The sequence below is a fragment of the Spongiibacter thalassae genome (assembly GCF_012272835.1).
GTDB lineage: Bacteria > Pseudomonadota > Gammaproteobacteria > Pseudomonadales > Spongiibacteraceae > Spongiibacter > Spongiibacter thalassae.
The window spans coordinates 243,310-268,868 of sequence record NZ_JAAWWK010000004.1 but is presented as its reverse complement, the minus strand read 5'-3'; the positions used below and the strand labels follow the sequence as shown (position 1 = coordinate 268,868).

Annotated in this window: 22 protein-coding genes; 8 read left to right on the top strand and 14 right to left on the bottom strand. The window is 56.4% G+C overall.

Translation table 11 applies throughout. The features are described 5' to 3' along the window. The first annotated feature begins 104 nt into the window (after positions 1 to 104). The 5 genes from HCU74_RS12480 (at position 105) to HCU74_RS12460 (ending at position 5,540) form a co-directional block, all read left to right on the top strand. Positions 105 to 611: a TRAP transporter small permease subunit gene (locus tag HCU74_RS12480; RefSeq protein WP_168450745.1), complete on the top strand. Its 507-nt coding sequence runs from the start codon at positions 105 to 107 to the stop codon at positions 609 to 611. Next, positions 605 to 1,972 carry a TRAP transporter large permease gene (locus tag HCU74_RS12475; protein WP_168450744.1) on the top strand — a complete coding sequence of 456 codons (1,368 nt, stop codon included), beginning with the start codon at positions 605 to 607 and terminating at the stop codon, positions 1,970 to 1,972. The genes HCU74_RS12480 and HCU74_RS12475 overlap by 7 nt, the downstream gene beginning before the upstream one ends. A gap of 72 nt (positions 1,973 to 2,044) precedes the next feature. After that, positions 2,045 to 2,434, top strand: coding sequence for an acyl-CoA thioesterase (locus tag HCU74_RS12470; protein WP_168450743.1), 390 nt, complete (start codon positions 2,045 to 2,047; stop codon positions 2,432 to 2,434). 182 nt (positions 2,435 to 2,616) lie between these two features. Then, positions 2,617 to 4,326: a DUF1800 domain-containing protein gene (locus HCU74_RS12465; protein ID WP_168450742.1), complete on the top strand. Its 1,710-nt coding sequence runs from the start codon at positions 2,617 to 2,619 to the stop codon at positions 4,324 to 4,326. A gap of 17 nt (positions 4,327 to 4,343) precedes the next feature. After that, complete coding sequence (locus tag HCU74_RS12460; protein ID WP_168450741.1) at positions 4,344 to 5,540, top strand: DUF1501 domain-containing protein; 1,197 nt, start codon at positions 4,344 to 4,346, stop codon at positions 5,538 to 5,540. A 21-nt stretch (positions 5,541 to 5,561) separates the two neighbouring features. Here the strand turns inward: HCU74_RS12460 and HCU74_RS12455 are convergent, their stop codons facing one another. Together HCU74_RS12455 and uvrD are read right to left on the bottom strand one after the other, a co-directional pair. Beyond that, complete coding sequence (locus HCU74_RS12455) at positions 5,562 to 6,704, bottom strand: TRAP transporter substrate-binding protein (protein WP_168450740.1); 1,143 nt, start codon at positions 6,702 to 6,704, stop codon at positions 5,562 to 5,564. Positions 6,705 to 6,731: 27 nt separating this feature from the next. Next, positions 6,732 to 8,897 carry a DNA helicase II gene (gene uvrD / locus HCU74_RS12450; RefSeq protein WP_168450739.1) on the bottom strand — a complete coding sequence of 722 codons (2,166 nt, stop codon included), beginning with the start codon at positions 8,895 to 8,897 and terminating at the stop codon, positions 6,732 to 6,734. Between the two features lie 129 nt (positions 8,898 to 9,026). Here uvrD and HCU74_RS12445 point away from each other — a divergent pair, with 129 nt between their 5' ends. Continuing rightward, the gene (locus HCU74_RS12445; RefSeq protein WP_168450738.1) at positions 9,027 to 9,875 is read left to right on the top strand and encodes an SIS domain-containing protein; all 849 of its coding nucleotides are present in this window, start codon (positions 9,027 to 9,029) and stop codon (positions 9,873 to 9,875) included. Positions 9,876 to 9,962: 87 nt separating this feature from the next. On the opposite strand, the gene HCU74_RS12440 is transcribed toward HCU74_RS12445, so the two are convergent. The 7 genes from HCU74_RS12440 to HCU74_RS12410 form a co-directional block, all read right to left on the bottom strand. Then, entirely contained in the window at positions 9,963 to 10,967 is a 1,005-nt protein-coding gene (locus HCU74_RS12440) for a 2-hydroxyacid dehydrogenase (RefSeq protein WP_168450737.1), read from the bottom strand. Positions 10,968 to 11,132: 165 nt separating this feature from the next. Then, positions 11,133 to 11,519, bottom strand: a complete 387-nt coding sequence (locus tag HCU74_RS12435; protein WP_168450736.1) for a SpoIIAA family protein — start codon at positions 11,517 to 11,519, stop codon at positions 11,133 to 11,135. Between the two features lie 318 nt (positions 11,520 to 11,837). Continuing rightward, positions 11,838 to 12,185, bottom strand: a complete 348-nt coding sequence (locus HCU74_RS12430; protein WP_168450735.1) for a hypothetical protein — start codon at positions 12,183 to 12,185, stop codon at positions 11,838 to 11,840. A gap of 193 nt (positions 12,186 to 12,378) precedes the next feature. Next, positions 12,379 to 12,633 carry a DUF4282 domain-containing protein gene (locus HCU74_RS12425; RefSeq protein WP_168450734.1) on the bottom strand — a complete coding sequence of 85 codons (255 nt, stop codon included), beginning with the start codon at positions 12,631 to 12,633 and terminating at the stop codon, positions 12,379 to 12,381. Positions 12,634 to 13,055: 422 nt separating this feature from the next. Continuing rightward, positions 13,056 to 15,143 (bottom strand): ATP-dependent DNA helicase RecG, encoded by a 2,088-nt coding sequence (gene recG / locus HCU74_RS12420; RefSeq protein WP_168450733.1) that lies wholly within the window; start codon positions 15,141 to 15,143, stop codon positions 13,056 to 13,058. Next, positions 15,140 to 16,072, bottom strand: coding sequence for a LysR substrate-binding domain-containing protein (locus HCU74_RS12415; protein ID WP_168450936.1), 933 nt, complete (start codon positions 16,070 to 16,072; stop codon positions 15,140 to 15,142). Before HCU74_RS12415 ends, recG begins: the two co-directional genes overlap by 4 nt. Positions 16,073 to 16,125: 53 nt before the next feature. Further along, the gene (locus HCU74_RS12410) at positions 16,126 to 17,127 is read right to left on the bottom strand and encodes an NAD(P)H-quinone oxidoreductase (protein ID WP_168450732.1); all 1,002 of its coding nucleotides are present in this window, start codon (positions 17,125 to 17,127) and stop codon (positions 16,126 to 16,128) included. 110 nt (positions 17,128 to 17,237) lie between these two features. On the opposite strand from HCU74_RS12410, the gene HCU74_RS12405 reads away from it, so the two are divergent. Beyond that, positions 17,238 to 18,104 carry a sugar nucleotide-binding protein gene (locus tag HCU74_RS12405; protein ID WP_168450731.1) on the top strand — a complete coding sequence of 289 codons (867 nt, stop codon included), beginning with the start codon at positions 17,238 to 17,240 and terminating at the stop codon, positions 18,102 to 18,104. Between the two features lie 12 nt (positions 18,105 to 18,116). Here HCU74_RS12405 and HCU74_RS12400 read toward each other — a convergent pair whose 3' ends face one another. The 4 genes from HCU74_RS12400 to gmk form a co-directional block, all read right to left on the bottom strand. Further along, on the bottom strand, positions 18,117 to 18,500 hold the full coding sequence (locus HCU74_RS12400) for a RidA family protein (protein WP_168450730.1): 384 nt from the start codon (positions 18,498 to 18,500) through the stop codon (positions 18,117 to 18,119). Positions 18,501 to 18,620: 120 nt separating this feature from the next. Then, entirely contained in the window at positions 18,621 to 20,807 is a 2,187-nt protein-coding gene (locus tag HCU74_RS12395; protein WP_168450729.1) for a RelA/SpoT family protein, read from the bottom strand. Positions 20,808 to 20,828: 21 nt separating this feature from the next. Beyond that, entirely contained in the window at positions 20,829 to 21,092 is a 264-nt protein-coding gene (rpoZ, locus tag HCU74_RS12390; RefSeq protein WP_168450728.1) for a DNA-directed RNA polymerase subunit omega, read from the bottom strand. 74 nt (positions 21,093 to 21,166) lie between these two features. After that, entirely contained in the window at positions 21,167 to 21,796 is a 630-nt protein-coding gene (gmk, locus tag HCU74_RS12385) for a guanylate kinase (protein ID WP_168450727.1), read from the bottom strand. A gap of 171 nt (positions 21,797 to 21,967) precedes the next feature. Here gmk and pyk point away from each other — a divergent pair, with 171 nt between their 5' ends. Further along, on the top strand, positions 21,968 to 23,413 hold the full coding sequence (gene pyk, locus HCU74_RS12380) for a pyruvate kinase (protein ID WP_168450726.1): 1,446 nt from the start codon (positions 21,968 to 21,970) through the stop codon (positions 23,411 to 23,413). Between the two features lie 560 nt (positions 23,414 to 23,973). On the opposite strand, the gene HCU74_RS12375 is transcribed toward pyk, so the two are convergent. Then, the gene (locus HCU74_RS12375; RefSeq protein WP_168450725.1) at positions 23,974 to 25,287 is read right to left on the bottom strand and encodes an ATP-binding protein; all 1,314 of its coding nucleotides are present in this window, start codon (positions 25,285 to 25,287) and stop codon (positions 23,974 to 23,976) included. Between the last annotated feature and the right edge of the window lie 272 nt (positions 25,288 to 25,559).

The window sequence follows — 25,559 nt, the reverse complement described above, 5'->3', positions numbered from 1 at the left end:
AAGCGACAATGATACCGCGTTTCGCCGCCTGTCGCATGGCGGGGCGGGGCTGCCTGTGCCTATAATGTGCGGCTTATAAAAACGGACATACTCAAACAAGTATCATGACGGCATTCATCTTACTGATCGACCGCTACACCGAACTTTGGGGCCGCCTGTTGGCCTGGTGTATTCCGATAATGATGGCGGTGACCGCAGGGGTAGTGGTAATGCGCTACGGATTCGGCGCTGGCATTATGGCAATGCAGGAGTCGATCACCTACCTGCACGGCAGCATTTTCATGTTGGGGGCCGCCTACACCTTCAAGCACGGTGGCCATGTGCGGGTAGATATTCTCTACCAGCGATTTTCCCCCCGCACTCGGGCGTGGGTCGACAGCCTCGGCACCCTGGTGTTTTTACTGCCCCTCTGTGGGCTGATTGTCTTCAGCAGTTGGGAATTTACCGCGAAAGCCTGGGCTATTCGGGAAACATCGGCGGAATCGGGGGGTATTCCCGGAGTCTTCCTGTTAAAAAGTCTGATTCCGTTAATGGCGATAAATCTGGCGTTGCAGGGCGTGGCTGAGTTACTGCGCAATGTTCGGGTGTTGAGCGGAGCGCCGTCATGTTGATTGAATTGCTGCCGTTACTCATGTTTCTCGCCATTTGCGTGGTCTTGATGCTGGGATATCCAGTGGCGTTCAGCCTTGCCGGTGTGGCGATGATCTTTGCCGGCATCGGTATCAGCATTGGTCATTTCGACCCCACCTTTCTCAGCGCACTGCCGAACCGGCTTTTCGGCACGATTTCCAATACCACCCTCATTGCGGTACCACTCTTTGTGCTGATGGGGGTGCTACTGGAAAAGAGCCAGCTTGCAGAGGAATTGCTGGGCAATATGGCTGCGCTGTTTGGCCGCCGCCGGGGTGGCTTGGGTATATCAGTGGTGTTGGTGGGTATGTTGCTGGCGGCGAGCACCGGTATTGTCGGCGCAACCGTGGTGACCATGGGCCTGATGTCACTGCCGTCGATGCTCAAGCGTGGCTACGACCCCTCGCTGGCAACGGGAACCATCTGCGCCACCGGTACGCTGGGGCAGATTATTCCGCCGTCGATCGCCCTGGTATTGCTGGGCGATACCCTGTCCAGTGCTTACCAGCAAGCCCAGTTGAATATGGGCGTGTTCAGCCCGAAAACCCTGTCGGTTGGCGACTTGTTTGTGGGCGCACTGGTGCCGGGATTGCTGCTGGTGCTGCTGTATATGCTCTACGTGGGTGGTGTTGCCATTGTGCGCCCGCAGCTGGCTCCTCCTGCCAGCGACCTTGAGCCCCCCCCGCTGAAGGATTTGGCCAAGGGCTTTTTGCCGCCGGTATTGCTGATTGTGACCGTGCTGGGCTCAATTCTGCTGGGGGCCGCCACACCGACCGAGGCCGCCGGGGTCGGCGCTCTGGGTGCCGCGTTGCTGGCTGCAGCGCGGGGGCGCTTGTCGCTATCGCGTTTGGCCGAGGTGTCGCAGGAGACCATGAAGGTGACCTGCATGGTGTTTATGATACTTATCGGCGCGGCGGTTTTTTCACTGGTGTTTCGCGGCTTTGGTGGTGACGAACTTATTCACCACTTCTTCGACAGCATGCCCGGCGGGGTGGTTATGGCAACCGCTTTGGTCATGCTGGTGATCTTCCTGCTCGGGTTTATTCTCGATTTTATCGAAATCACCTTTGTGGTTGTGCCAATTGTGGGGCCGATATTATTGGCTATGGGTGTCGATCCGATTTGGTTGGGCATTATGATCGCGCTGAACTTGCAAACCTCGTTTTTGACCCCACCATTCGGGTTTGCCCTGTTCTATTTGCGCGGTGTGGCGCCGGCGTCAGTGAGTACAGCGCAGATTTACCGGGGAGTTGCACCTTTTATTGCCCTGCAGTTGTTGATGTTGCTGATGTTGGCGATGTGGCCGGGCCTGGCAACCTGGTTGCCAGGGCTGCTCAGGTAATTAGATTGACAATACTAATGCTAAAACGTTAACTGGCGCCTAAATCTTTCCTTATAAAAGAAGAGAACTGTAATGCGTGACATAGATGATGCACCGCGTCCTATCGGCGAGCTGGCCTTGCAGGTGATTGCAATGCCCGCAGATACCAACGCTGACGGCGATATCTACGGTGGCTGGTTGTTATCGCAAATGGATGTTGCTGGAGGTATCACTGCAGGACGCCGTGCAGGTGGACGTATCGCGACCGTAGCGGTGGGCGGTATGGCTTTTCTAACGCCAGTTAATGTGGGCGCGGTGGTAACCTGCTACACCGAAATTGTCGAGATAGGTCGAAGCTCTATTCGTGTCAATGTCGAGGTGTGGACCACCGACATCGACGAGGATGAGTCGGTTAAAGTTACCGAGGGCGAATTTGTATACGTGGCTATCGACGACAACGGCCGCACTCGCTCGGTGGACTAACTTAGCCACCTGATAAGTGTTATCGCCTTGTGAAACGATGTTGGTTCTGCATTGTTTCGCAAAATAGGCGATCAACCCTGCCCTGTGCCGCGGAGTCGGCAGCTTTGTGAAGTGGGTCTCGGCTCCGCCGAATTTTCTCCCTTAAGCTAACTGTTAGAATTCTGACAGATCGCAGGGCTGCTATGAGTACGCGCCGACAATTTGTGCAATGGAGTGGCGGCGCCGTCGCCCTGGGTCTCACCGCCTGTGGTGGTGGCGGGGGAGGGGGTAGCGCACCTGCTGTTGCGGAAAATACCGAAAACACCGCCCAAAGCAGCCCCGCGCTGCAGCAAAATTCCACGGCGGCCTCTGCCAACCTGCCGCCCCCTTCCGCTGAATTACATCTGTTAAAGCGCGCCTCCTGGGGGCCAGGCCCCGACGAGCTGGCACGGCTCAGGTCCCTCGGCATTGACGGCTGGTTAGACGAGCAACTCGATCCGAACTTTACTGCCGATGCGGATGTTGAAACCGAGGTCAACTTTCGCTGGCCAACGGTCAACTACAGTGCCTGTCGTCTCGCACAGTTGAAGGACGATGGTCGAGTGATGCGGGAGCTGCGCGCCGCGACCCTGTTCCGACGCATTTTCAGTCGTAAGCAGTTGTTTGAGGTGATGGTCGATTTCTGGAGCGATCACTTTACGGTGTATCACGGCGATGGTATTGCCCGTCATATGAAAACCCTGGACGACCGCGAGGTCATTCGCGCGAACGCCTTGCGCAGTTTCTCGGCAATGCTGCGGGCCTCCGCCAGAAGTCCGGCGATGCTGGAATATCTCGACAATCGCCGTTCCACCGGGAAAAATCCCAACGAAAATTACGCGAGAGAGCTGCTGGAGCTACACACCCTGGGGGTGGACGGCGGTTATACTGAAGCCGATATTAAAAATGTAGCTCGCGCCTTTACTGGTTGGTCAGTTCAGTTCGACGAGCAGGATCAGCTCTGCCTGTTTGGCCAGCACAGCACCTTTGTATTTAATAGCGACAACCACGATTCCGCTGCCAAAACGGTGCTGGGTCACTCCCTCGCCGCCAATCGCGGCATGGAAGACGGCGACGACGTACTCGATATTCTGGTGGCGCACCCGGCGACCCGGCGGCATATCGCGCGCAAGTTGTACCGTCGTTTTGTGGCGGATGGTATCGCGCCGGCAGGATTTGTTGACGCAGTTGCGGCGGCGTGGGGCAGTGATGGCGATATTCCTGCGATGTTGCGCCAGGTCTTTGCGAGCAGTGAGTTCCGCAATTCCGCCGATGCCAAGCTCACTCGTCCTCAGGAGGGCGCCCTGTATCTGGTGCGTGCCCTCGACCCGCAGATGGACAACGATCGCAGTGTTAACGATATTCTTGAGGCGGCGGCGATTCCCGATTTGTACAGCATGTCGGGCCTGGCCAATATCGACTTTTTGCCGAAGCCCGATTACTCAATGTTTGATCCCCTGAAAAGTGATTTTAACGACGCTTATGAAGGGCCCAACAGCGATGCCATGATCAGTCGAACAGGGCACGTTCCTTTCCAGTGGCCGTCCCCGAATGGCTATCCCGATGTTGAATCATACTGGGCCAGTGTCAACGGTCTGTTGGAGCGCTGGCGTTACACCATTCAGGTTGCCGGTCAGCAGCGCGAGGACGGCCTGAGTAATGCGGCCTGGGCCGCGGGTCAGGAGACCGACCCGCAACGGGCGCTGGCAAATATGCGCGATCGCCTGTTAATGCGCGAGCTACTGCCAGAGCAGGCCTCCGTCCTGCTGGCCGCCGCCGGGGTGAAGCCCGACGGCGGCGCGGCATCAACAGAACAGTTCTGGCGGCGGCTGATGGCGTTGCTGGTGTCGTCGCCCTATGCCCTGCGCCGATAACAATAAGGATCTGAACCATGGCCTATAGCCGTCGAGAATTGTGGACTAAGCTGGTCGGACAGGAAACCGAGCAGGCCATCAGTCGTGCCGCCGGTGCGAGTGGCAATACTGTTGTGGTGATATTTATGCGCGGCGCGGTCGACGGGCTTAATGTTGTCGTGCCCCATGGCAGTGACGACTACTACGCGCGCAGGCCAATTGTGCGGGTGTCTCGCCCCGGCGAAAACGATGGGGCACTGGACCTCGACGGCTTTTTTGGCCTGCATCCTGCGCTGTCGCCCTTGCTGCCCTACTGGCAGTCAGGGCAGTTTGCGGCGGTACATGCCGCGGGTTCGCCTCACAGCAGCCGTTCACACTTCGACGCCCAGGCAATCATGGAAAGTGGCGTGCAGGATCCCACGGCAACATTGACCGGCTGGGTGGGGCGCCATGTCGCGGCGACCCATAGCGGTAGCAGCGCCTCACCGTTTCGCTCGGTGGCGATTGCCGGCGCGGCGCCCCACAGCCAGCAGGGGCCGGTGCCGCCCCTTGCACTGTCGTCCTTCGACCGCTTCGACAGCATTATGAATCAGGGCGCGGATTTTCTGTCGGCGATGGCGATGATGCACGGTAGCAATACCGGGCTCGATATACATAGCCGCCTGGCGCTGGAGGTGCTGGACACCCTTAAGCGGGCGAATCCTGCCGCGCTGGAGCCTGCCAATGGCGCGGAATATGCCAACAACGGCTTTGGTCGCGGCATGCGCAAGGCTGCTCAGTTAATTCGGTCTAATATTGGTGCGGAGTTTGTCAGTGTCGATATCGGCGGCTGGGATACCCATGTCAATCAGAATGGTGCGCTGCGAAATAACCTCGCGACGCTGGCAAATGGCCTTGTCGCTTTTATGCAGGATCTTGGTCCTACGGCTATGCAGCGGGTCACGGTGGTTTGCATGAGCGAGTTCGGCCGCCGAGCGGGAGAGAATGGCTCCTTTGGCACTGATCACGGCCATGGCAACGCCATGTTGTTACTGGGTGGCGGTGTCAATGGTGGCCGAGTGCACAGCGATTGGCCCGGGCTGGCCGACGGTGATCTGGATAACGGCGATTTGCAGGTTACTACCGACTACCGACAGGTGCTGAGCGAGTTACTGCAGCGGCGCAGCGGCGGTGTTCGACTGGGCGAGGTCTTCCCCGGCTATACTCACCCCGGGGGACTGGGCCTGTTTCACTGAGGCCTCCTTGTCCAGGCTTGGCTATAAGTCGCGGGCGTTGATATAAGCCTGTTCGGAAATGTGGTGGTACTCCCGGGCATCCTCCAGAAAGGCTTTCCAGCTTTTATAGACACGCCCGGTCAATTCATCGGTTTTCGACAATTCCAGCAGATATTCGTCCGAGGCCTGATGCAGTGCGCGAATCACGTCGTCGGGCAGACGGCGCAACTGAACATCGTGCTCTTCCACCAATTCCTTCAGTGCGGTGTTATTGCGCGCGGTGTACTCGTCAAGCATATCGGCGTTGGCGTACCGTGCGGCGGCCTCAACGATGGCCTTGAGGTCGTCAGGAAGGGCGTCAAATGCCTGCTTATTAACAATGATCTCCAGCGTGGAGCCGGGCTCATGCCAGCCGGGGTAATAGTAGTAGCGGGCAACTTCCTGAAAACCAAAGGCCATATCGTTATAGGGTGCGACCCACTCTACCGCGTCTATTACGCCGGTTTGCAGAGAGGTGTAAAGCTCGCCGCCGGGAATGGTGACCGAGGTGCCACCGAGGCGGCTGAGAACCTCTCCGCCAGATCCGGGAATGCGCATTTTCAGATTCTTGAGATCATCAATCGAGTTGATCTCGCGGTTAAACCAACCTGCCATTTGCACCCCGGTGTTGCCACCGGCAAGGGGGACCAGGTCGAAGGGAGCGTAGGCTTCACGCCATAATGCCATGCCGCCACCGTGGTATAGCCAGCCATTCATTTCCTGGGCGGTCATGCCAAAGGGCACGGCGGTGAAGAATATTGACGAGGGCAGCTTACCCTTCCAGTAATAGGCGGCGCCGTGTCCGGCCTGAACGCTACCCGCCGATACCGCGTCGAATACGCCCAGGGCGGGCACCAGTTCGCCGGCGCCGAATACCTTGATTACCAGCCGGCCATTGCTCATGCGATTGACGATCTCGGCAAATTTTTCCGGTGCGGTGCCCAGACCGGGGAAATTCTTCGGCCAGGTGGTGACCAGCTTCCACTCGAATGCCTGCTCGCTGCCACCGGCATGTTCCCGCGACAGGGTGTTGTCGCTGGCATACATGCGGCTGCGCTCGCCAACATAGAGCCAACTCATGGTGACCAGAGCGGCCACCAGAGCGAGGATAATGGCGGGGGTGTAGGAACGTGTGGATTGACTCATCGTTATTATCGTTACCTGATTAAGTGGTTATAGCAGTTGCAGATTGGCGTACTGCAGCACCAGCCATTTACTGCCTTCGTCCTCGAAATTAACCTGGACCCTGGCACTTGGCCCCTGACCTTCAAAGCTCAGTACGACGCCCGCACCGAAAATACTGTGCAATACCCGCTGGCCCAGTGCCATGCCATTGGCCGCTGCAGCCTGTGCGGCGAGATTGCCGTTGGCGAAGCTGGTGGGGCGACTAACGGTATTGTTGATGCGCACTTCGCTGATAAGCTCATTGGGTATTTCGCGGACAAACCGCGACAGACTGTTGAAACTTTCCTGGCCGTGCAGGCGCCGGGACTCGGCGTAGCTCAGAAAGAGTTTTTGCTCGGCGCGGGTGATGCCGACATAGGCCAGCCGTCGCTCTTCTTCCAACCTTGCCGGGTCATCCATCGACATTTTGTGGGGGAATAGGTTTTCCTCCACGCCCACCATGAACACGATGGGGAACTCCAGACCTTTTGCCGAGTGCAGGGTCATCAATTGTACACTGTCCTCGTGGGGGTCAGCTTGCTGGTCTCCGGCGTCAAGGGCGGCCTGATCGAGGAAGGCGCGGAGAATATCCTCTTCGGGATCCTCCGGTTGAAAACTGCGTGCGGCGCTTACCAGCTCTTGCAGGTTTTCTACCCGCGCCTGTCCCTTCTCACCCTTTTCCCTGGCGTGAAAGTCGAGGATGCCGGAATGACTCAAAACATAATCGACCTGTTCGTCGAGGGGCATCTCCGCGGTTTTTTCCGCCAGGTCTTCGACCAGTGACAGAAAACCGCGCAGCGCATTCCCCGCGCGGGCGGCGAGGCCGCCACTCTGCACCAGAGCGACGGCAGCCTTCCACAGTGACAGTTGGTGATCCCGGGCGTAGTGCCGCAAGGTTTCCACTGTCGCGTTGCCAATGCCTCGGGTGGGTGTGTTGATGACCCGTTCAACCGCGGTGTCGTCGTCGCGCAGTGCGATCAGCCGCATATAGGCCAGGGCGTTTTTGATTTCCAATCGGTCGTAAAAGCGTTGGCCGCCGTAGATACGGTAGGGCAGCCCGGCGCGTATCAGGGCTTCTTCCAACACCCGCGACTGGGCATTGCTGCGGTACAGAATGCCGATATCGGCGCGGCGGTAATCCTCTTTCAGCAACTCTTCGATGCGATCGGTGACAAAGCGGGCTTCGTCGTGTTCGTTAAAGCCGGCAAACAGCGCAATGGGGTCGCCGTCTTCGCCACTCGTCCACAATTCCTTGCCGAGGCGCTGGCTGTTGTGCTGAATGACCGCATTGGCGGCCGAGAGAATCGTGCCGGTGGAGCGATAATTTTGCTCCAGGCGAATAATACGGGTGTCGGCAAAGTCCTTGGAGAATTGCTGGATATTCTCGATACGTGCGCCCCGCCAGCCGTAAATGGATTGGTCGTCGTCGCCGACGGCGGTGATGGGCATACCGCGTCCGGCAAGAATACGCAGCCAGGCATATTGCACTGCGTTGGTGTCCTGGAATTCGTCCACCAGAATATGTTTAAAGCGTTGCTGATAGTGGCTGAGTACCGCAGGGTTATCTCGCCACAGCTCCAGCGCTCGCAGCAGCAGCTCGGCGAAGTCTATCACACCCTGCTGCTGGCAGATTTCTTCATAGCGCCGGTATACCCGCAACATGGTTTGCAGGTACAGATCGCCACCGGGGTCGTCGATATGGGCGCTGCGGCGGCCTTCATCCTTGTGGCCATTCACGAAATAGCAGGACTGGCGGGGCGGCCAGCGAGCGTCGTCAAGACCCAGTTCCCGGTGGATGCGTTTCATCATCCGCAGCTGATCGTCGCTGTCGAGGATCTGGAAGTTATCGGGTAGCCCGGCTTCGCTGGCGTGGGCCTTAAGCAGCCGGTGGGCCAGTCCGTGAAAGGTACCCACCCACATACCGCCCTGTACATTGTTGTTCAGCAGTTCCTCTATTCGGGTGCGCATCTCCCGCGCGGCCTTGTTGGTAAAGGTAACCGCCATAATGCTATAGGGCGACAGGCCCTCTACCTGGATTTTCCAGGCAATGCGGTGTACCAGCACGCGGGTTTTGCCACTTCCGGCGCCGGCCAGTACCAGCGTGCCCGGGCTGTCAGCGGTGACGGCGTCGCGTTGAGCGTCGTTGAGTTGATCGAGAATATAAGATACGTCCATGGGCGACTATTCTAGCGGGATTGAGCGGCGCTGACACGGCTAATCTTGAACAAGTGAGGCGGCGACTGGGTTATACTCGAGGCCTGTCGGTAGCAAGACTGTTCACAGCTACCGGGGACGGAGAATAACGTGAAACCCCGAAATATCATCCGCGCGGTAGAAACCGGCCGAGAAGCGATGCGCCGCAGCGAGCGCAAGGTGGCTGATTACATTCTCGCCAATCGGCGCGAAGTGATCCATATGCGCATTGTTGATCTGGCCCAGGAGGCCCACGTCAGCGAGCCGACGGTCGTGCGCTTTTGCCGCGCGGTTGGCTGTGATGGTTTTCAGAATTTCAAGGTGGCCCTTGCCCAGCACATCGCCCACAGCCCGGAATACGAAGCCTTCAGCTTCAGCGACGATGACTCCGCGCAGCAATACACCTTCAAAGTGTTCGATTCCACGATGGAGGCCTTGAAAAAGGTGCGCGACAGCATCGAAGTTAGTGCTGTCGAACGAGCTGTGGAATTACTCAGCAATGCACGGCGGGTGGAATTCTACGGCTTTGGCGCCTCGGCAGCGGTGGCCAGCGATGCCCAGCACAATTTCTTCCGCCTGCAAATCAGCGCCAGCGTCTACTCCGATCCCCATGTGCAGGCTATGTCCGCCATGTCCTTGCACAGCGATGATGTGGTTGTAGCTATCTCCCAATCAGGCCGCACCAAGGCATTGCTCGACGTGATAAAACTTGCTCAGGCCAGCGGTGCGCCGGTTATTGCCCTGGCGCCCAGCGGCAGCCCCATCGCCGAGCTGAGTGACCTGCCGATCTATGTCGATGTGGACATCGAAGAGGGCAACTATACCCCCTTACCCTCGCGGCTGGCCCATATGACCGTGCTGGACATCCTCGCGGTGGGTATCTCCGGTAGTAAAGCCGGCCTGCGAGATCATCTCAAAAGTCTTGAGAGGGGCTTGTTGAGCTTGCGTACGGAGGGCTAGGACTCAGGCTTTATTCAGTGCGGCGTATCGATATGGTACCAAAGCCGCTCCGGCGGTCCCTGCCTGCAACCTCGGTACAGCGCCGCGCTAGCTTGTAGTCGCTGCGCTAATTCGATTGGGGCATGGACGGTGTTGCTCAATATCCGCCAGGTTCTGCAAGGTATTGTGGGCGATGCTCGCCAGTGCATCGGCGGTAAAAAATCCCTGGTGGCCGGTAATCAACACATTGGGGAAGGTCAGCAGGCGGGCGAAGACATCATCGTTGAGAATTTTATCGGAGATGTCTTCAAAGAAAATATCGGCTTCCTCCTCGTAGACATCAAGACCCAGGTAGCCGATTTTGCCAGTTTTCAGATTCTTGATTACGGCAGACGTGTCAATCAGTCCACCTCTGCTGGTGTTGATCAACATCAACCCGCTTTTCATTAGCGATAGTGCACGTTCGTCAATCAAGTGGTGTGTCGCCGGAGTCAAAGGGCAGTGCAGACTGATAATATCGGCTCGAGTCAGCAAGCTGTTAAAATCCACATACTCCACCCCCATATTTTCGCACTGGCTGTTGGGCTCGGGGTCGTAAGCGAGAATTTTGCAGCCGAAGCCCTGCATAATCCTGCAGAACACGGCGCCAATATTGCCCGTCCCGACAACACCCACCGTTCTGGTATTAAGGTCGAAGCCGAGCAGCCCATCCAGCAGAAAATTGCCTTCGCGAACTCGGTTGTAGGCGCGGTAAATTTTGCGGTTCAGCGAAAGAATCAAGGTCACCGCATGTTCCGCCACGCCGTGTGGGGAGTACTTGGGCACACGTACCACGGTAATGCCGGATTGCGTCGCAGCGGCAAGATCCACATTGTTAAAGCCGGCGCAGCGCAGTGCCACAACGGTTACCCCGATGTCTGCAAGTTGCTCTAAACAAGCTTGGTTGAGCCGGTCGTTAACAAATGCACAAACGGCTGCACTGCCCTGCGCCAGCGCGGCCGTGTCCGGGCCCAGGTGAGCCTCAAGAAAAATCAGTTCGTGATGAAAGGCGCGGTTCTCTCGAATAAGGTAATCCTGATCGTAGGCTTTCGTACCAAATACCGAAACTTTCATATACCGTCGCCTAAGGTTGTCTGTGATTTTGGCTTGGCCTGCCGAGGCTTTTTTTTGGAGGAAAGATGGCGCAGGGTGGGCATAAGTCTACGACGATAGCTGATTCAGCGCAGACAAGTATCGAACGTATTCCAGCCACCGGATGGTGGCTGGAAATCAAGGGAACTAAGCGGCCTGCTCCCTGTCTCCGTGTTCTAGCCAATGGATGGCCAGTGCTTCCTCTTCGGGAGTAAATGCCCGAATGCTAATCCACGAAAATAAATGACCTTCCCATTCACCGACCTTGCGAATCCAGCTTTTATGGCAAACCACAGCAGCTCTTTCAAAATGCTTATAAGCGCGGAGAAACTGGCCAAAGTGCGATAGCTCAAAACCTACCGCACCAAGGGAGGGCCAATGAAAGTCCGTCACTTTAAACAGCATGTGACCGTGCTCCATGCCTTCGGCTACGGTGCTCAGCTGCTCCAGAAAAACCTGCATATCCTCCTTGGTGATAGTGCCTTCTATTTCTACATCAACACGGCCTTGATCTGTGGGGGTTACAGTGATCATCTGACTATCCTCCGAAAAGGGGTAGTGGGTGTTATTGCGGCTTACAGTGCTACCGCGGCATACAGCGTTTTCTCAGTATAGCCAGAGGCCGTGGATTAAAGGGAAGATTCACCGCTTATATAGCTCATTAGTCTAAGGTGGGTAGTTGCTAGGTAATAGCTGGATAAACAGACGCAACTAAAACAACAAAATAACTGGCCTGCGAATTAGTGGCTCGCAGGAAGGACGGCGCAATTCGGCAATGTCTCAAATTTTCCCACCGTTGCTAATTTCACATCGCCGGGAGTTTTGCTAGCGGAAAAGTGTTGCTGCCACTTTTTACAAGGTGGGCGATACAAGCTCATAATTTGACAGTTGCTCTGCGCCAGGGCATTCAACTTCGTTTGCTACAAAGCTGGGAATCATAAAGCCTAAAATGGGAATCAGGGCCATTGACATAGACGCAGCATTTCCACGAACCTGAATGCATCTCCTTTCATTCTCAGTAATCGACATACTGAACTTATAAGGTGGTGATCCACCAGCCCCGATGACTTGAAATATATTGTTCCCAACAGGTACAGGCACAATCGAATATTCCATATTCCTTAAGGCCACAACATAATTTTCCGTTGAGCCAAAACCGGATTCAACTCTTCCGTACCACCACTTTTTATCTCTAAACACCAGCACTTCGGAAAGACGACTTTTCTCACTTGCCCAATTGGGTTCCCTGTTGACATCTACCGTAGTGCATCCCGCAAATAGAACGGCGATAGCTACCAAAAGAGTGTGTTTAAATTTCAGAATTCATCCTCATTGTTAATATCACATGCTGTAATGGTGATGTCGTTTCTCTGTTATGAGCAGTTTGCGCAAGCTACTTATTTCGCAGTTCCTGCAGCGCTTCATTCATTTTGAACAGTACTATTAGAAGCTCACACCATATTCGCGCAGCAACAGAGCCACCAACAATGTACGCAATGCCCATGAAGAATTTTCCGAAAGTAAATCCACCGTAGCCACCAAATATGGTACCCAAGCCGCCAGCTAATGCGCCGAGGAGTAGCAGCCAATACACCAATGCTATTATTTTGGGGGTAAGCATGTTGTCAAAAAACAGTACGTCTTTCATTTGATGCTCCTTCAGTTGATTAAGGACTTGCTCAGTTTGTCAGGATCTACGTCGAGATAGTCAACTGTTACTAAAAATCTGTGTTCACAGTTGGACGCGAGCGACAACAAATACACCGGCGTTGCTATATCAAACACGCACACTTGCGCGATGCGATATACAGCGAGCTATCCTCTCGGTAATTTGATTTAAAACAGGAAAAGGGGAGTTGACGAAAATTTCTGAAGGAAAGAGCCGCGCAGGTGCGCGTTGTTGAGCAGATATTCCGTATCCCATTATCCACATTCCTATGTGTTTGAAGTCGTTGCCTCAATATTTCGCCGTGCGGGGGCGTGCGATGTACAACGTCAACCGAGCATAAACCTACAGGGACTAAAAATAAAGTCAGTAGTGGCAGTCAAAATACGGTGACTGAATCGTACTTACACCGACGCATACAAAGTTTTATCCGCCAGCCAGCGCCTGATTAATGCGGCGCTGCCGCGGCCTTGGTCGGCGGTCACCTGCTCGGCCGTGTCGCGCACGGCATCGAGCAGGTCTTCGTCCCGCTGGAGGTCGGCGATGCGAAAGCTCATCAGCCCGGTCTGGCGGGTGCCCAGCACCTCGCCGGGGCCACGCAATTGCAGGTCTTGCTCGGCTATTTCAAAGCCGTCGTTACTGTCGCGCAGGGCCGAGAGTCGCTGGCGGCCATTGCGCGACAGGGGCGATTGATACAGCAGTACGCAGTGGCTTTGCTGGCTGCCGCGACCCACTCGGCCGCGCAGCTGATGGAGCTGGGCGAGGCCGAGGCGCTCGGCGTTTTCGATTATCATCAACGTTGCGTTGGGCACATCCACGCCCACTTCAATGACGGTTGTGGCGACCAACAGGTTTAATTCCGCGGCTTTGAAGGATGCCATGACGGCGGCTTTTTCGGCGGGTTTCATGCGGCCGTGGACCAGCCCCACCTTTAACTCGGGCAGGGCCTCTTTCAGCTGCTCCCAGCTGACCTCGGCGGCCTGGGCCTGGAGTTTGTCAGACTCTTCAATCAGGGTGCACACCCAATAGGCCTGCTGTCCACTGAGGCAGACACCGCGCAGCCGTTCGACGACCTGATCGCGGCGGCTGTTGGCCAGCACCACCGTGTTCACCGGGCTGCGTCCCGGCGGTAATTCATCGATGACCGAGGTGTCGAGGTCGGCGTAAGCGGTCATCGCCAGCGTGCGGGGTATTGGTGTGGCGGTCATTATTAATTGGTGGGCCTGGCCGACCTGTTCTTCGCCCTTTTGTTTCAGGGCCAGTCGTTGGTGAACGCCAAAGCGATGTTGTTCGTCGATAATGACTAATCCCAGCCGTGCGAAGACAACCTCGTCCTGAAACAGGGCGTGGGTGCCGACAACAACCTGAGCGCGGTGCTCGGCCACCTGTTGTTGTTGCTCCTGCCGGGCCTTGCCCTTCTGTTTGCCACTGAGCCACGCGACCTCCAGCCCCAGTGGTCGCAGCCAATTACTGAAGCTGTGGAAGTGCTGTTCGGCAAGGATTTCGGTAGGTGCCATTATTGCCACCTGATAACCACTGGCCACCGCTCGCAGTGCGGCCAGGGCCGCGACGGCGGTTTTGCCGCTGCCAACGTCCCCCTGCACCAATCGCAGCATGGGAGCATGTTGCGCGAGGTCATGTTGCACCTCATTCACTACCCGTTGCTGGGCCTTGGTGAGTTGAAAACCGAGACCGCGAAGAAACGCCCGTTCCAGCGTATCGCTGCCGAGCATCGCGGGGGCGGCGTGGCGCCGGGCTTCCTGACGCAGTTTTTGCAGCGCCAGGTTGTGGGCGAGCAACTCCTCAAAGGCGAGGCGGCGCTGGGCGGGATGCAAGCCGGATTGCAGTTGTTCGAGCGAGGCATCGACCGGCGGGTGGTGCAGGTAACGCAGGGCCTCGGCGAGGGTCCAGCTCCCGGTCAACGCGGTGGGCAGGCAGTGCCGGGGCAGCCACTCGCTGAGCGGGTGCTGGTCCAGCAGCGACAGGGCCTGATCGCACAGCTTGCGCCAGCTGGCCTGGGCGAATCCCTCGGTGCTGGGGTACACCGGGGTGAGCCGCTCGTCGATGGGAAGAATATCGGCATCGCTGAGTTGGCGGTATTCCGGGTGGTAGAACTCCAGGCCACCCGCGCCGCGCCGGGCCTCGCCAAAGCAGCGCAGGCGAGTGCCGGGGAGCAATTGCTGTTTCTGTGCGGCGCTGAAATGGAAAAAGCGCAGGGTGGTGGTGCCGCTGCCGTCGCGCAGGCGGCACACCAGGCTGCGCCGTCGACCGAAAACGATGTCTGCGGCGAGGATCTCCCCTTCGATCACTACATCGGCGCCGGGGCGCAGGGCACCAATGGGGCAAATACGCGTGCGGTCCTGGTAGCGCAGGGGCAGGTGAAACAGCAGGTCCTGCACACAGTGAATACCCAGTGCGGCGAGCTTTTCCCGCAGACGAGGGCCAACACCCTTAAGGCTGGCGACATCGAGCTGATCCAGTGGCTGTTTCATTCGGCAGCGAGAGTGGAGGTGGGTGTCGTTGCCCGGCGCACGGCGGTGCCAATAACGTCCAGTGCCTGATGCCGTGGAAAGCTCGCCCGCCAGGCTAGGGCGACACTGCGCATGGCGCTGGGGCCGCTAAGTGGTCGGGTACACAGCACGCCCTTGCCGTAGGGGGCAACTTCCGCGGCAGATTGGGGTAATACGCTGATGCCCATACCTGAGGCGACCATATGTTTGAGGGTTTCCAGGGAGCTGCCCTCAACAACGGATTGGGTCAGGCGGTCGCTGCGGGCCAGGTGTTGTTGCAAACCGGGGCAGGCGGCGAGAACCTGATCGCGAAAGCAGTGGCCCTCGCCCAACAGCAGCACGTTTTCCTGAAATAACTGTTCGGCGGCGATAGTGCTGAGCTGGCTGAGGGGATGCTCAGCCGGCAGCAATACCACGAAGGGTTCCTCGTACAGGGTTTGGGTGACCACTTCGGGCTCATTAAAGGGCAGGGCGATAATAATGGCGTCGAGTTTGCCGCTGCGCAGCCGCTCGCGGAGGTTGGCGGTCATATTCTCCTCGATATACAACGGCATCTGCGGGGCCAGTGCGCGAACCTCGGGAATCACCCGGGGGAACAGATAGGGGCCGACAGTGTGGATGGCCCCCAACGCCAGTGGGCTGCCCAGGGGGTCGATACCCAGCTGGGCCAGCTCGCGGATGCGCTCGCTTTGTTCGAGCACGTAGCGCGCCTGATTCACAATTTTCTCGCCGATCGGGGTGCAGGTTACCTGGCCGCGACTGCGCTCGAACAGGCAGACGCCAAGTTCCTCTTCCAGCTTTTTTACCGCCACACTGAGGGTCGGCTGGCTGACAAAGCAGTTGTCGGCGGCCTTGCCGAAATGCCCTGTCTCCTGCAGGGCAATGATGTAGCGCAATTCAGTTAATGTCACCATAGCCTCCAAGTCGATAGTTTGTAGCTATTATAGCGACGATTGCTGCTGGATCAGGGGGTTTTTGTCAGGTCGAGAATGATTTTGCCGATGTTATTGCCGCTCTCCATACGCGCGTGGGCCAGGGCGGTATCCTCCAGGGCGAACACTGAGTCGATCACCGGGGCGAGCTCGCCGCTGGCGTAAAGCGGCATGACCTGTTCCTGGAGTTCAGCGGCGATTTGCGCCTTTTGCGCGGCACTCTGGGCGCGCAGTGTTGACGCGGTGAGGGTGAGGCGTTTCATCAACACGGGCACAAAATTGAGCTCGGCGTTGAAGCCCTGCTGAAAGGCGATAAATACGATGCGCCCATCGGCGGCGGCCAGTTTGATATCCCGCTGGATATAGTCACCGCCGACCATATCGAGGATAAGATCCATGCCGTGTCCGCCGCTTTCCGCTTTCAGACGCTCGACAAAGTCTTCCTCCTTGTAATTTACCGCGGCGCTGGCGCCGAGGGACTCACAGGCGGCGCACTTTTCTGCACTACCGGCGGTGGCGTATACCCTGGCACCCATAGCGCCGGCAAGGGTAATGGCTGCGGTGCCAATGCCGCTGCTGCCGCCGTGTACCAGAAAGTGTTCGCCGGCCTTCAGCGCGCCGCGCTGGAACACGTTGTGCCACACGGTAAACAGTACCTCGGGCAAGCCAGCCGCCTGAATGTCGCTGAGGTTGTTCGGGATACGCAGGCATTGTGCGGCGGGAACAATACTGTAGTCGCTATAGCCGCCGCCGTTACACAGGGCACAGACCCGGTCGCCGATTTGCCACTGGGTGACGCCGTCGCCCACCGCCGCGACTTCACCGGCGACTTCCAGTCCCAGAATCGGGCTGGCATCGGCGGGAGGTGGGTAGAGGCCATAACGCTGCATCAGGTCGGGACGATTGACCCCGGCGGCGTTAACCTTGATCAGCACTTCCCCGCTGCCGGGCAAGGGCAGGTCGGAGGCGGCTATGGCCAGGCTGTGGTCGTCGTTGACGGTGACGTGGCGATGCTGTGGTGGCAGTGTGTTCATCGTGCTCCCCGAACAGGTTGAAGTGGTATGCTTGCCAGTGACGAGGCTGGCGATCAGCTTTCCAGTATGCCTGAGCAGAGCGACAGGTTAAATCAAGCGGTAGATAGATCATGACAGAGCAGGGCAAAGCACCAACACGGTTGCTGATTATTGGTTGTGGCGATATTGGCGGCGGTGTGGCGGAACACTTTGTGCAACGGGGGTGGCAGGTGCAGGGCTTGCGCCGGAATACCGCCCTTCTGCCGTTCGGTGTGGCGGGCTTGTCTGCCGACCTGAGCAAGCGGGAGAGTGTTGGGAAATTAGGCAAGCTTGGCGCCGACTATGTACTGTTTACCCTGACTCCTGCGGCCTACACCGCCGAGGGTTATCGCGTGATTTTCGAGGAGGCGGTGGCGCAGATTCTTGCCCAGCTTGAGCGTCCCGCCAGGCTCTTTTTTGTATCCAGCAGTGGCGTGTACGACCAGAGCGGCCACGAGTGGGTCGATGAGGACAGTGCTACCACGCCATCGCGGTTCTCAGGCCAAAGCCTGCTGGCGGGTGAGCAACGGGTGAAAGCCTTCGGTTGCCCTCACTCGATAGTTCGTTTTACCGGCATCTATGGCCCCGGGCGAGTGCAGATGCTGAGCAAGGTGGTGGCGGGGGAGTGCGCACCGGAGCACCCGGTGCATTACACCAACCGTATTCACCGGGATGACTGTGTGGGCTTTCTTTGTCACCTGATCGACAAGGCCGATCGCGGTGAGCCCCTCCACGATTGCTATCTGGGCAGCGACGATACCCCGTCGTCTATTCAGGAAGTGCAACACTGGCTGGCCGAGCAGTTGGGGGTGGCCTATCGACAGGAGGGGGCACCGGTGGCTCGCACCGGCAGCAAGCGTTGCGATAATCGTCGGTTAAGGGAGAGTGGTTATACCCTGCTGCATCCGGATTATCGCAGCGGCTTTCGCGGCGTGGTGGAGGAATTCCGCGGTCGCTGAGGCCGGTGGCGCTTACAGCGCCAGAATCACCTCGATTTCCACCTGGGCACCCCGGGGCAGGGCGGCAACCTGTACGCAGGCGCGGGCAGGGTAGGGTTCGGCGAACACCGAGGCCATCACCTCATTCACCTTGGCGAAGTCCGCCAAATCCGTCAGCGAGATATTCACTTTCACAGCGTCGTTCAAGCTCCCGCCAGCCGCCTCGGCCACGGCGCTGAGATTGCGGAATACCTGCTGGGTTTGCTCGGTAATACCGCCCTCGATCATTTCCATGGTTTCAGGAATCAATGGAATCTGACCCGACAGGTATACGGTGTTGCCAGCCTTTACCGCCTGGGAATAGGGTCCGATTGCGGCAGGGGCCTTGTCGGTGCTGATGATGGTTTTAGTGCTCATGAGGGGTCCTTGGAGTGATGATGTCATGTCTTCGCTAGCCGGGCTCGCTGGTGCAAAACTGCTACCACCGCTTGTTCCTGTGGGAGCGGGGCTCCCCCGCGAAGATGTTGGCAAGGCAGCTCAGTGCCGTTCCCGAGTGACCTTGATCACGGCGGGAATATTGCGTATTCGCCGCATGATACTGGCCAGGTGCACCCGCGAGCGCACGCCGATTACCAGGTGGATAGTGCTGATTTTCGGGTTCTCATCTTCGACGCTGATTTTTTCAATGCTGGCATCGGCGCCGTTTACCCGTGTCGCCAGCACCGCAATAATACCGCGCTGTTTGGTCAATTCGACTTTCAGTTCGACCGAGAAGTCGCGGTCGATATCATCTGCCCAGCTCAGCGGCACTACGCGTTCCGGTTCATTGCGCAGTTCTATACTGTTGTGGCAGTTTTCGCAGTGCACCACCACGCCTTTTTCCGAGCTGACAATGCCGACGATATGGTCGCCGGGAATGGGGTAGCAGCAGCGGGCAAAGTTGACCAGGAAGCCTTCGGTGCCGTGGATCACCATTGCCTGGCGGTTGATCGGTGCGGGCAGGCTGTGTTCACCGTCGCTCTCGCCTTCGTCCCTGAGATTCAGTAATTGCCGGGCAGTGAGGTACGCCACTCGGTTGCCCAGTCCGATCTGCTCGTACAGGCTGTCGGCGGTTTGGGTGCCGGTGGTTTCGACCAGCTGTGCCAGATGGGCGTCCTCGAAGTTTTCGAGGTTGTCGTCCATGCTCGCCAGTGCCCGTTCGAGCATACGGCGACCGAGGGCGACGGCTTCGGCGCGGCGCTGGTGTTTCAGGTAGTGGCGAATCCCGCTGCGGGCCTTGGCGGTGACCACAAAATGCAGCCAGGCCGGGTTGGGTTGTGCGCCGGGGGTGGTGATGACTTCGACGGTTTGCCCGCTCTGCAGGGGTTCTGACAAGGGTGCGAGGCGGCGGTTGATCCGACAGGCCACGCAGGTGTTGCCGATATCGCTGTGTACCGCGTAGGCGAAATCCACCGCAGTTGCCCCGGCGGGTAGCTCCATAATGTCGCCCCGTGGGGTAAACACATAGACTTCGTCGGGGAACAGATCGATTTTGACGTTTTCAATAAATTCCAGCGAGTCACCGGCGCGCTGCTGCATTTCCAACAGGCCCTGTACCCACTGGCGGGCGCGGGCGTGGCTGGAGTTGCGCTTGGGCTCCTGTTCACTGGATTTGTACAGCCAGTGGGCGGCGATGCCGTTGTTGGCCATCTCCTCCATTTCGGTGGTGCGAATCTGGATTTCGATGGGCACGCCCTGCAGGCCGAACAGTACGGTGTGCAGCGACTGGTAGCCGTTGGCCTTGGGTATGGCGATATAGTCTTTAAACTGACCCGGCACCGGTTTGTACAGGGCGTGGACACAACCGAGTACCCGATAGCAGGTGTCTACCGAATCAACAACGATGCGAAAGGCGTAGAGATCCATGATCTCTTTCAGCGATTTGCGCTTGTTGCGCATTTTGCTGTAAATGCTGAACAGGTGCTTTTCCCGGCCGATCACGTGGGCCTTGTGCCCCTCTTCGATCAGGCAGTTTTCTATGGCTTCGCGAATCATGTTGATCGATTTGTGGCGGTCGCCAAAGCGCGTGCCAATGGCCCGACTGATCCGCCGCGCCCGCATGGGGTGCATCGACTGGAAGCCGAGGTCTTCAAACTCTACGCGAATATTGTGCATACCCAGGCGCTGGGCAATGGGGGCGTAAATTTCCAGCGTTTCCCGGGCAATGCGCCGACGCTTGACTGGCGGCATCACTCCCAGGGTGCGCATATTGTGCAGGCGGTCGGCAAGCTTCACCAGAATGACGCGAATATCCTTGGCCATGGCCAGGGCCATTTTCTGGAAATTCTCGGCCTGTTGTTCGGCCTTGGATTGAAACTCGATACGGGTCAGTTTGGAGACGCCGTCGACCAGCTCGGCCACCGGCTCGCCGAATTGTTCGCTGAGATCCTGCTTGCTGATCGCCGTGTCTTCGATCACGTCGTGCAGCATGGCTGCCATCAGGCTTTGGGCGTCGAGACGCATCTCCGACAGAATGCCGGCAACGGCCAGGGGGTGGGTGACATAGGGCTCGCCACTGCGCCGATTCTGGCCCTCATGGGCTTGCTCGGCATAGTAATACGCCCGCTTGACCTGATTGACCTGGGCGGGAGTAAGGTAGTTGGCTAGGGATTCTGCGAGGGCGTCGATGGACTGCGCCGGTTCGGGTTTACCGTGGCTATAGTTGAAGAAGCTATATTGGTGCATCGACGCCTCTGGTACACGGGTTTACAGTGCTGAAGGGTCCAGCTCAATCCCGAGGTCCAGTGAAGGGGCTTCTTTTTCCACGTCGGCGGCCATGATTTCTTCACGAGTAATTTTTCCCGCCGCAATTTCACGCAGGGCCAGCACTGTGGGCTTGTCGCCTTCTTCCGCGACCAGAGGATCTTTACCGCCGGTGGCCAGCGCGCGAGCACGCTTGCTCGATACCATTACCAACTCAAAACGGTTATCTACTGCCGACAGACAGTCTTCTACGGTTATACGGGCCATGAACATGTATCCTGAATTTCTGAATTGCGGCGACATATTTGCCACCGGCACCTGGACATAGTCTACCAAAGAGGCTAGGCCTGTGTCAGCAGGGCAGAGAGAAGATCTGCGTGGCGCTGCTGCTGTTTTTCCAGTTTGAGTCGTTGGCTGTGTATTATTGCCTTTAATTCCACCAGCGCTTGTTCGAAATCGTCGTTGATCACTACGAAGTCTCCCTCGACGTAGTGGGACATTTCTGTGACAGCGGCAGCCATACGGCGGTTGATAACGGTGTCGTCGTCCTGGCCGCGACCGGTTAGCCGTTCCCGCAGGGCTTCCTGGGAGGGCGGCAGGATAAAGATGGATACCGTATCGGGCATCAGCCGACGTACTTGGGCGGCGCCCTGCCAGTCAATTTCCAGAATCACGTCGGTGCCGCCGAGCAGGGTGTCTTCCACCCAGGCCTGGGAGGTGCCGTAGAAATTGTCGAATACCTGGGCGTGTTCCAAAAAGGCCGACTGCGACAGCATCTGCTGGAACTGCTCGTGGTCAATAAAGTGGTAATTGATGCCGTGCTGTTCACCCGGACGCATGGGGCGTGTCGTGTGGGAAATGGACACCTGAATACCCTGGGTTTCCTTGAGCAGGCGGGCAACCAGGCTGGTTTTACCGGCGCCAGACGGGGCTGATACAGTAAACAGGGTTCCCTTGCTGCTCTGGGGCATAGCGATACTTCCGTTGGCGGTGGTGGTCGGCTTGATTATACGGGCTGCTTTTCGCGGCGTCACGGAGTGGACGTGGGTGGGTGTGCACGGTGAGGAAATTCGGCACGACCCGCGCGCCCAATCTATACTGGAGCCATCTTTCAACTATTGACCGAATGTGCCCAACTGCCCATGCGTAAAACCAAAATCATTTGCACCATTGGCCCCGCCACCAGTAATTACGAGATGCTCAGCAAGCTCGCTCACGCGGGGATGAATGTGATTCGTTTGAATATGTCCCACGGCGAACATGAGAGCTGTGCCGCGATCATCAAGGCGATTCGCACCCTCAATCGCAAGCTGGCTCACCCGGTAGCGGTGCTGATGGACACCCAGGGACCGGAAATTCGCACCGGCGATATGAGCCAGGACCTGCCCCTGCGCAAGGGTGACGTCGTGTCGGTTGTCGCCCGGGGCGAAGCCGATGTGGAAGCCAGCTCGATTCGTATCAACTACGAAGACCTGATTACCGATGTCGCCGTGGGCGACAAAATCACCGTCGATAACGGCCTTATCAATCTCGAAGTACTCAGCAAGGAAGCCCGTACCATGCAGTGTCGAGTGATCGACGGCGGGGTGCTGAAAAGCAAGCGCCACGTCAACCTGCCCGGCATTCGAGTGAACCTGCCGGCCATCACCGAAAAGGACCGGCGGGATATCCAGTTTGCGATAGAGCAGGATGTGGATTTTATCGCGCTGTCCTTTGTGCGCAGCCCCGACGATATCCGCGAACTGAAGGAACTACTGGGCGAAAAGGCAGGGAAAATCAAAATTATCGCCAAAATTGAAGATCAGGAAGGAGTTAAAAACCTCGACGCGATTATTCAGGAGTCTCACGGTGTGATGGTCGCCCGGGGCGATCTCGGGGTGGAGATTCCACTGGAAGAACTGCCCATTGTGCAGCGGCGGATTATTTCCCAATGCGCCAAACACGGCAAACGCAGCATTGTCGCTACCCATATGCTGGAGTCCATGATCGACAACCCCATGCCCACCCGGGCAGAGGTCACCGATGTCGCCAATGCCGTTTACGAGGAGGCAGACGCCATTATGCTGTCCGGCGAAACCACCGTGGGCAAATACCCGGTAAAGTGTGTGGAAATCCTTGACCGCATCGCCCGTTCCATTGAGCGCACCCGTGGCCTGCGCTTTAGTGACGAACTGGTGATGAATAACGACAAACAGGAAATCGCCGCCGCAGCGGTCAAGCTGGCAGAATCTATTCAGGCCAAGGCGATACTGGTGCCCACCCGGCGCGGGCTGATGGCCAACCTGGTGAGCAACTGCCACCCCCAGCACTCCACGATCTGCGCCTTTACCAATGACAGCCGTACCCGCCGTCATTTGGTGTTGAACCGCAATGTGCTCAGCTACCGCATCAACTTCAGCTCTGACCCGGAAAAGACCCTCGGCACCGCCGCGGCAATTATGACCCGGCGGGACGAGTTCACGGATAACGACAAAGTCGTGGTGATTTCAGATGCCCTGTCTACCCACGGTGTGGAAGCCATTCAAATACGTCGGCTGGGGGACCTGGCGAAGCACGCGCCGGTGGTGGAGGACGAGGTAAGCGGATGAAAAGTCAGCAAGGTATAGGGCTGCTCTGTTAGCGGCTTAAGCTATTTGTAATTCAGCTGGCCGCGTATTCGCTGGTGCGGGCGTTAGCAAGGTTATTCAATATTCTGGATCTGCTCATTGAGTACCAGCCTAGACCATAACAAAATCAATTATTTACCGAAAAGGAACCGATCAAAAATGCTTGTTTGCCCACCAAACTGCCCACCACTTGCCTATGGCTTTTACTAAATCTTAGTGGTTAGCAATGGAAAAACAGTGCCGTTTTTATGCTGCTGTTAGGGCTAAAACATAGCAGTTTTGAAGGGCTTTATCGAGCACGATTTCCGTCAACATAGCTTTGCCATTTTTTCACTGGTTCCACGCGATAGTAATGAGTCAGCAGAAAGCTCACTTAGCCTGAAATGGACATTATGGTGTCCATTTTAATAAAAATAAGCTAAATATGGATACTACGGTATCCAAGAGAGATAAGACTGAGTGTCGAATGGTAAGCATCAGGTCTACAAATTGTTATTCCTAAGGTAACTTTGTGTAGACCTTCGGGGCTAGGCAACGCGCCTTTACCATCTCTGAGGTAAATACTGCGTGAAATACAAAGGCATCACGATATTGGTTTGTTCTAACGCTGAAGAGCCTTGTGTACCCGTTAACTTAAAGGTTTTACTTGGAGTACATTTTTCAACGTAGGATACCAACGATTTTGCTCTTGTACGTTTACCACTTTTGACTTCAACAGGGATGATATCGCCTTCATCGGTCGCCAAAATAAATTCGATTTCGGCGCGGGCGTCATTCCATGAATAGCTTGGGTCAACGCCAATAGCAGTGAGCTCTTGTTGCACAAAGTTTTCAGCCACATAGCCTTTGTATTCATAGTTTTGTTGCTTAATCTCTTTATAACCGCTGCCCAGCATATGATTGAGCAGGCCCACATCAAACAGAAACAGTTTCACCATATTTTCTTTTTTATAAGCCGCCAACGGAGATTTCGGCAATCCTTCAATAGGGTAGTTTGGCAAAGCTAAGCGGCAGCAGTTAAGCCAATGGATCGCGGTTTCAAAATCGCTATAACGAGATTTACGCTCATGCACATGCTTAAATTTAAAGCGTTTAACCGACTCATCGCTGACAAGTGATAGCTGGGCTGGAATGCTATTAAACACCGATTCAATCAGTGTGGCATCGACCTTGCCCGCGTACTTACCGAAATCGCGGCGATAACCTTCAACTAAATCGGCATGAATTTTTGTGACTTTTTCAACACGCTCTAGAATGCTCGAATCCTTAAACTGATACCAAGCAGAAACGGCTTCCGGCATACCACCGGTAAAAAAATAGTCGGTTAGTTTATCCATCAATTTAGTGTGCACCGCCGGTGTGCTTGCTTGACTATCAAATGCTTTGATCAGTGCTTGCTCGTTGGATGCGTAAATAAATTCTTGGAAGGTCAGTGGTCGTAAATTGTATTGTTCTACCTTGCCTACAGGGAAGGTATTGAGCAAACCAATGTTTGAACCGCTGGCTGCGACAAAATAGGACGGTGCTTTTTCGGCAAAATACTTCAGCGAAGTTACGGCTCGTTCACATTCGCCAATTTCATCTAATATCAGCAAGTCGGTTTCTGGATTGAACGCTTGGTTGGTTAACAACTCAATGTTCATTACTAGCTCGTCAGGTGACAACGAGCCATCGAACGCTTCTTTGTAAGCTGGGTTTTCAAGGAAGTCGATACGAAGGATGTTGGCAAAGGTCTTCCCAAACAACTCTTGCAGTAGATAGGTTTTACCTGTTTGTCTTGCGCCATCGATCAATAATGGCTTGCGCACAGGTTGATTTTTCCATGCTATTAGGGCGTTGAGTAAGTTGCGCTGCATTGTCATTTCCCGCCAATTAAGACTGTTAGCTGCCTGTATATAACTTAGTCTACATTTTTTAGCGCATAAAAGTGCGTAATTTTACATTTTTATGCGCATAAAAGTGTTGTGACGTTCTAATTGAGCAAGACTTTCCCTTTTTGAGAAAGCTTTTGGCACTCATCCCTTGGGCTTTTGGGGCAAAGCCTTAATTCACGCTACTTAGCAACACACTAACCCTGCCCACAGGGTATTTATGACTTGGGGCATTATGTCAATTCTGGGGCAGCTAG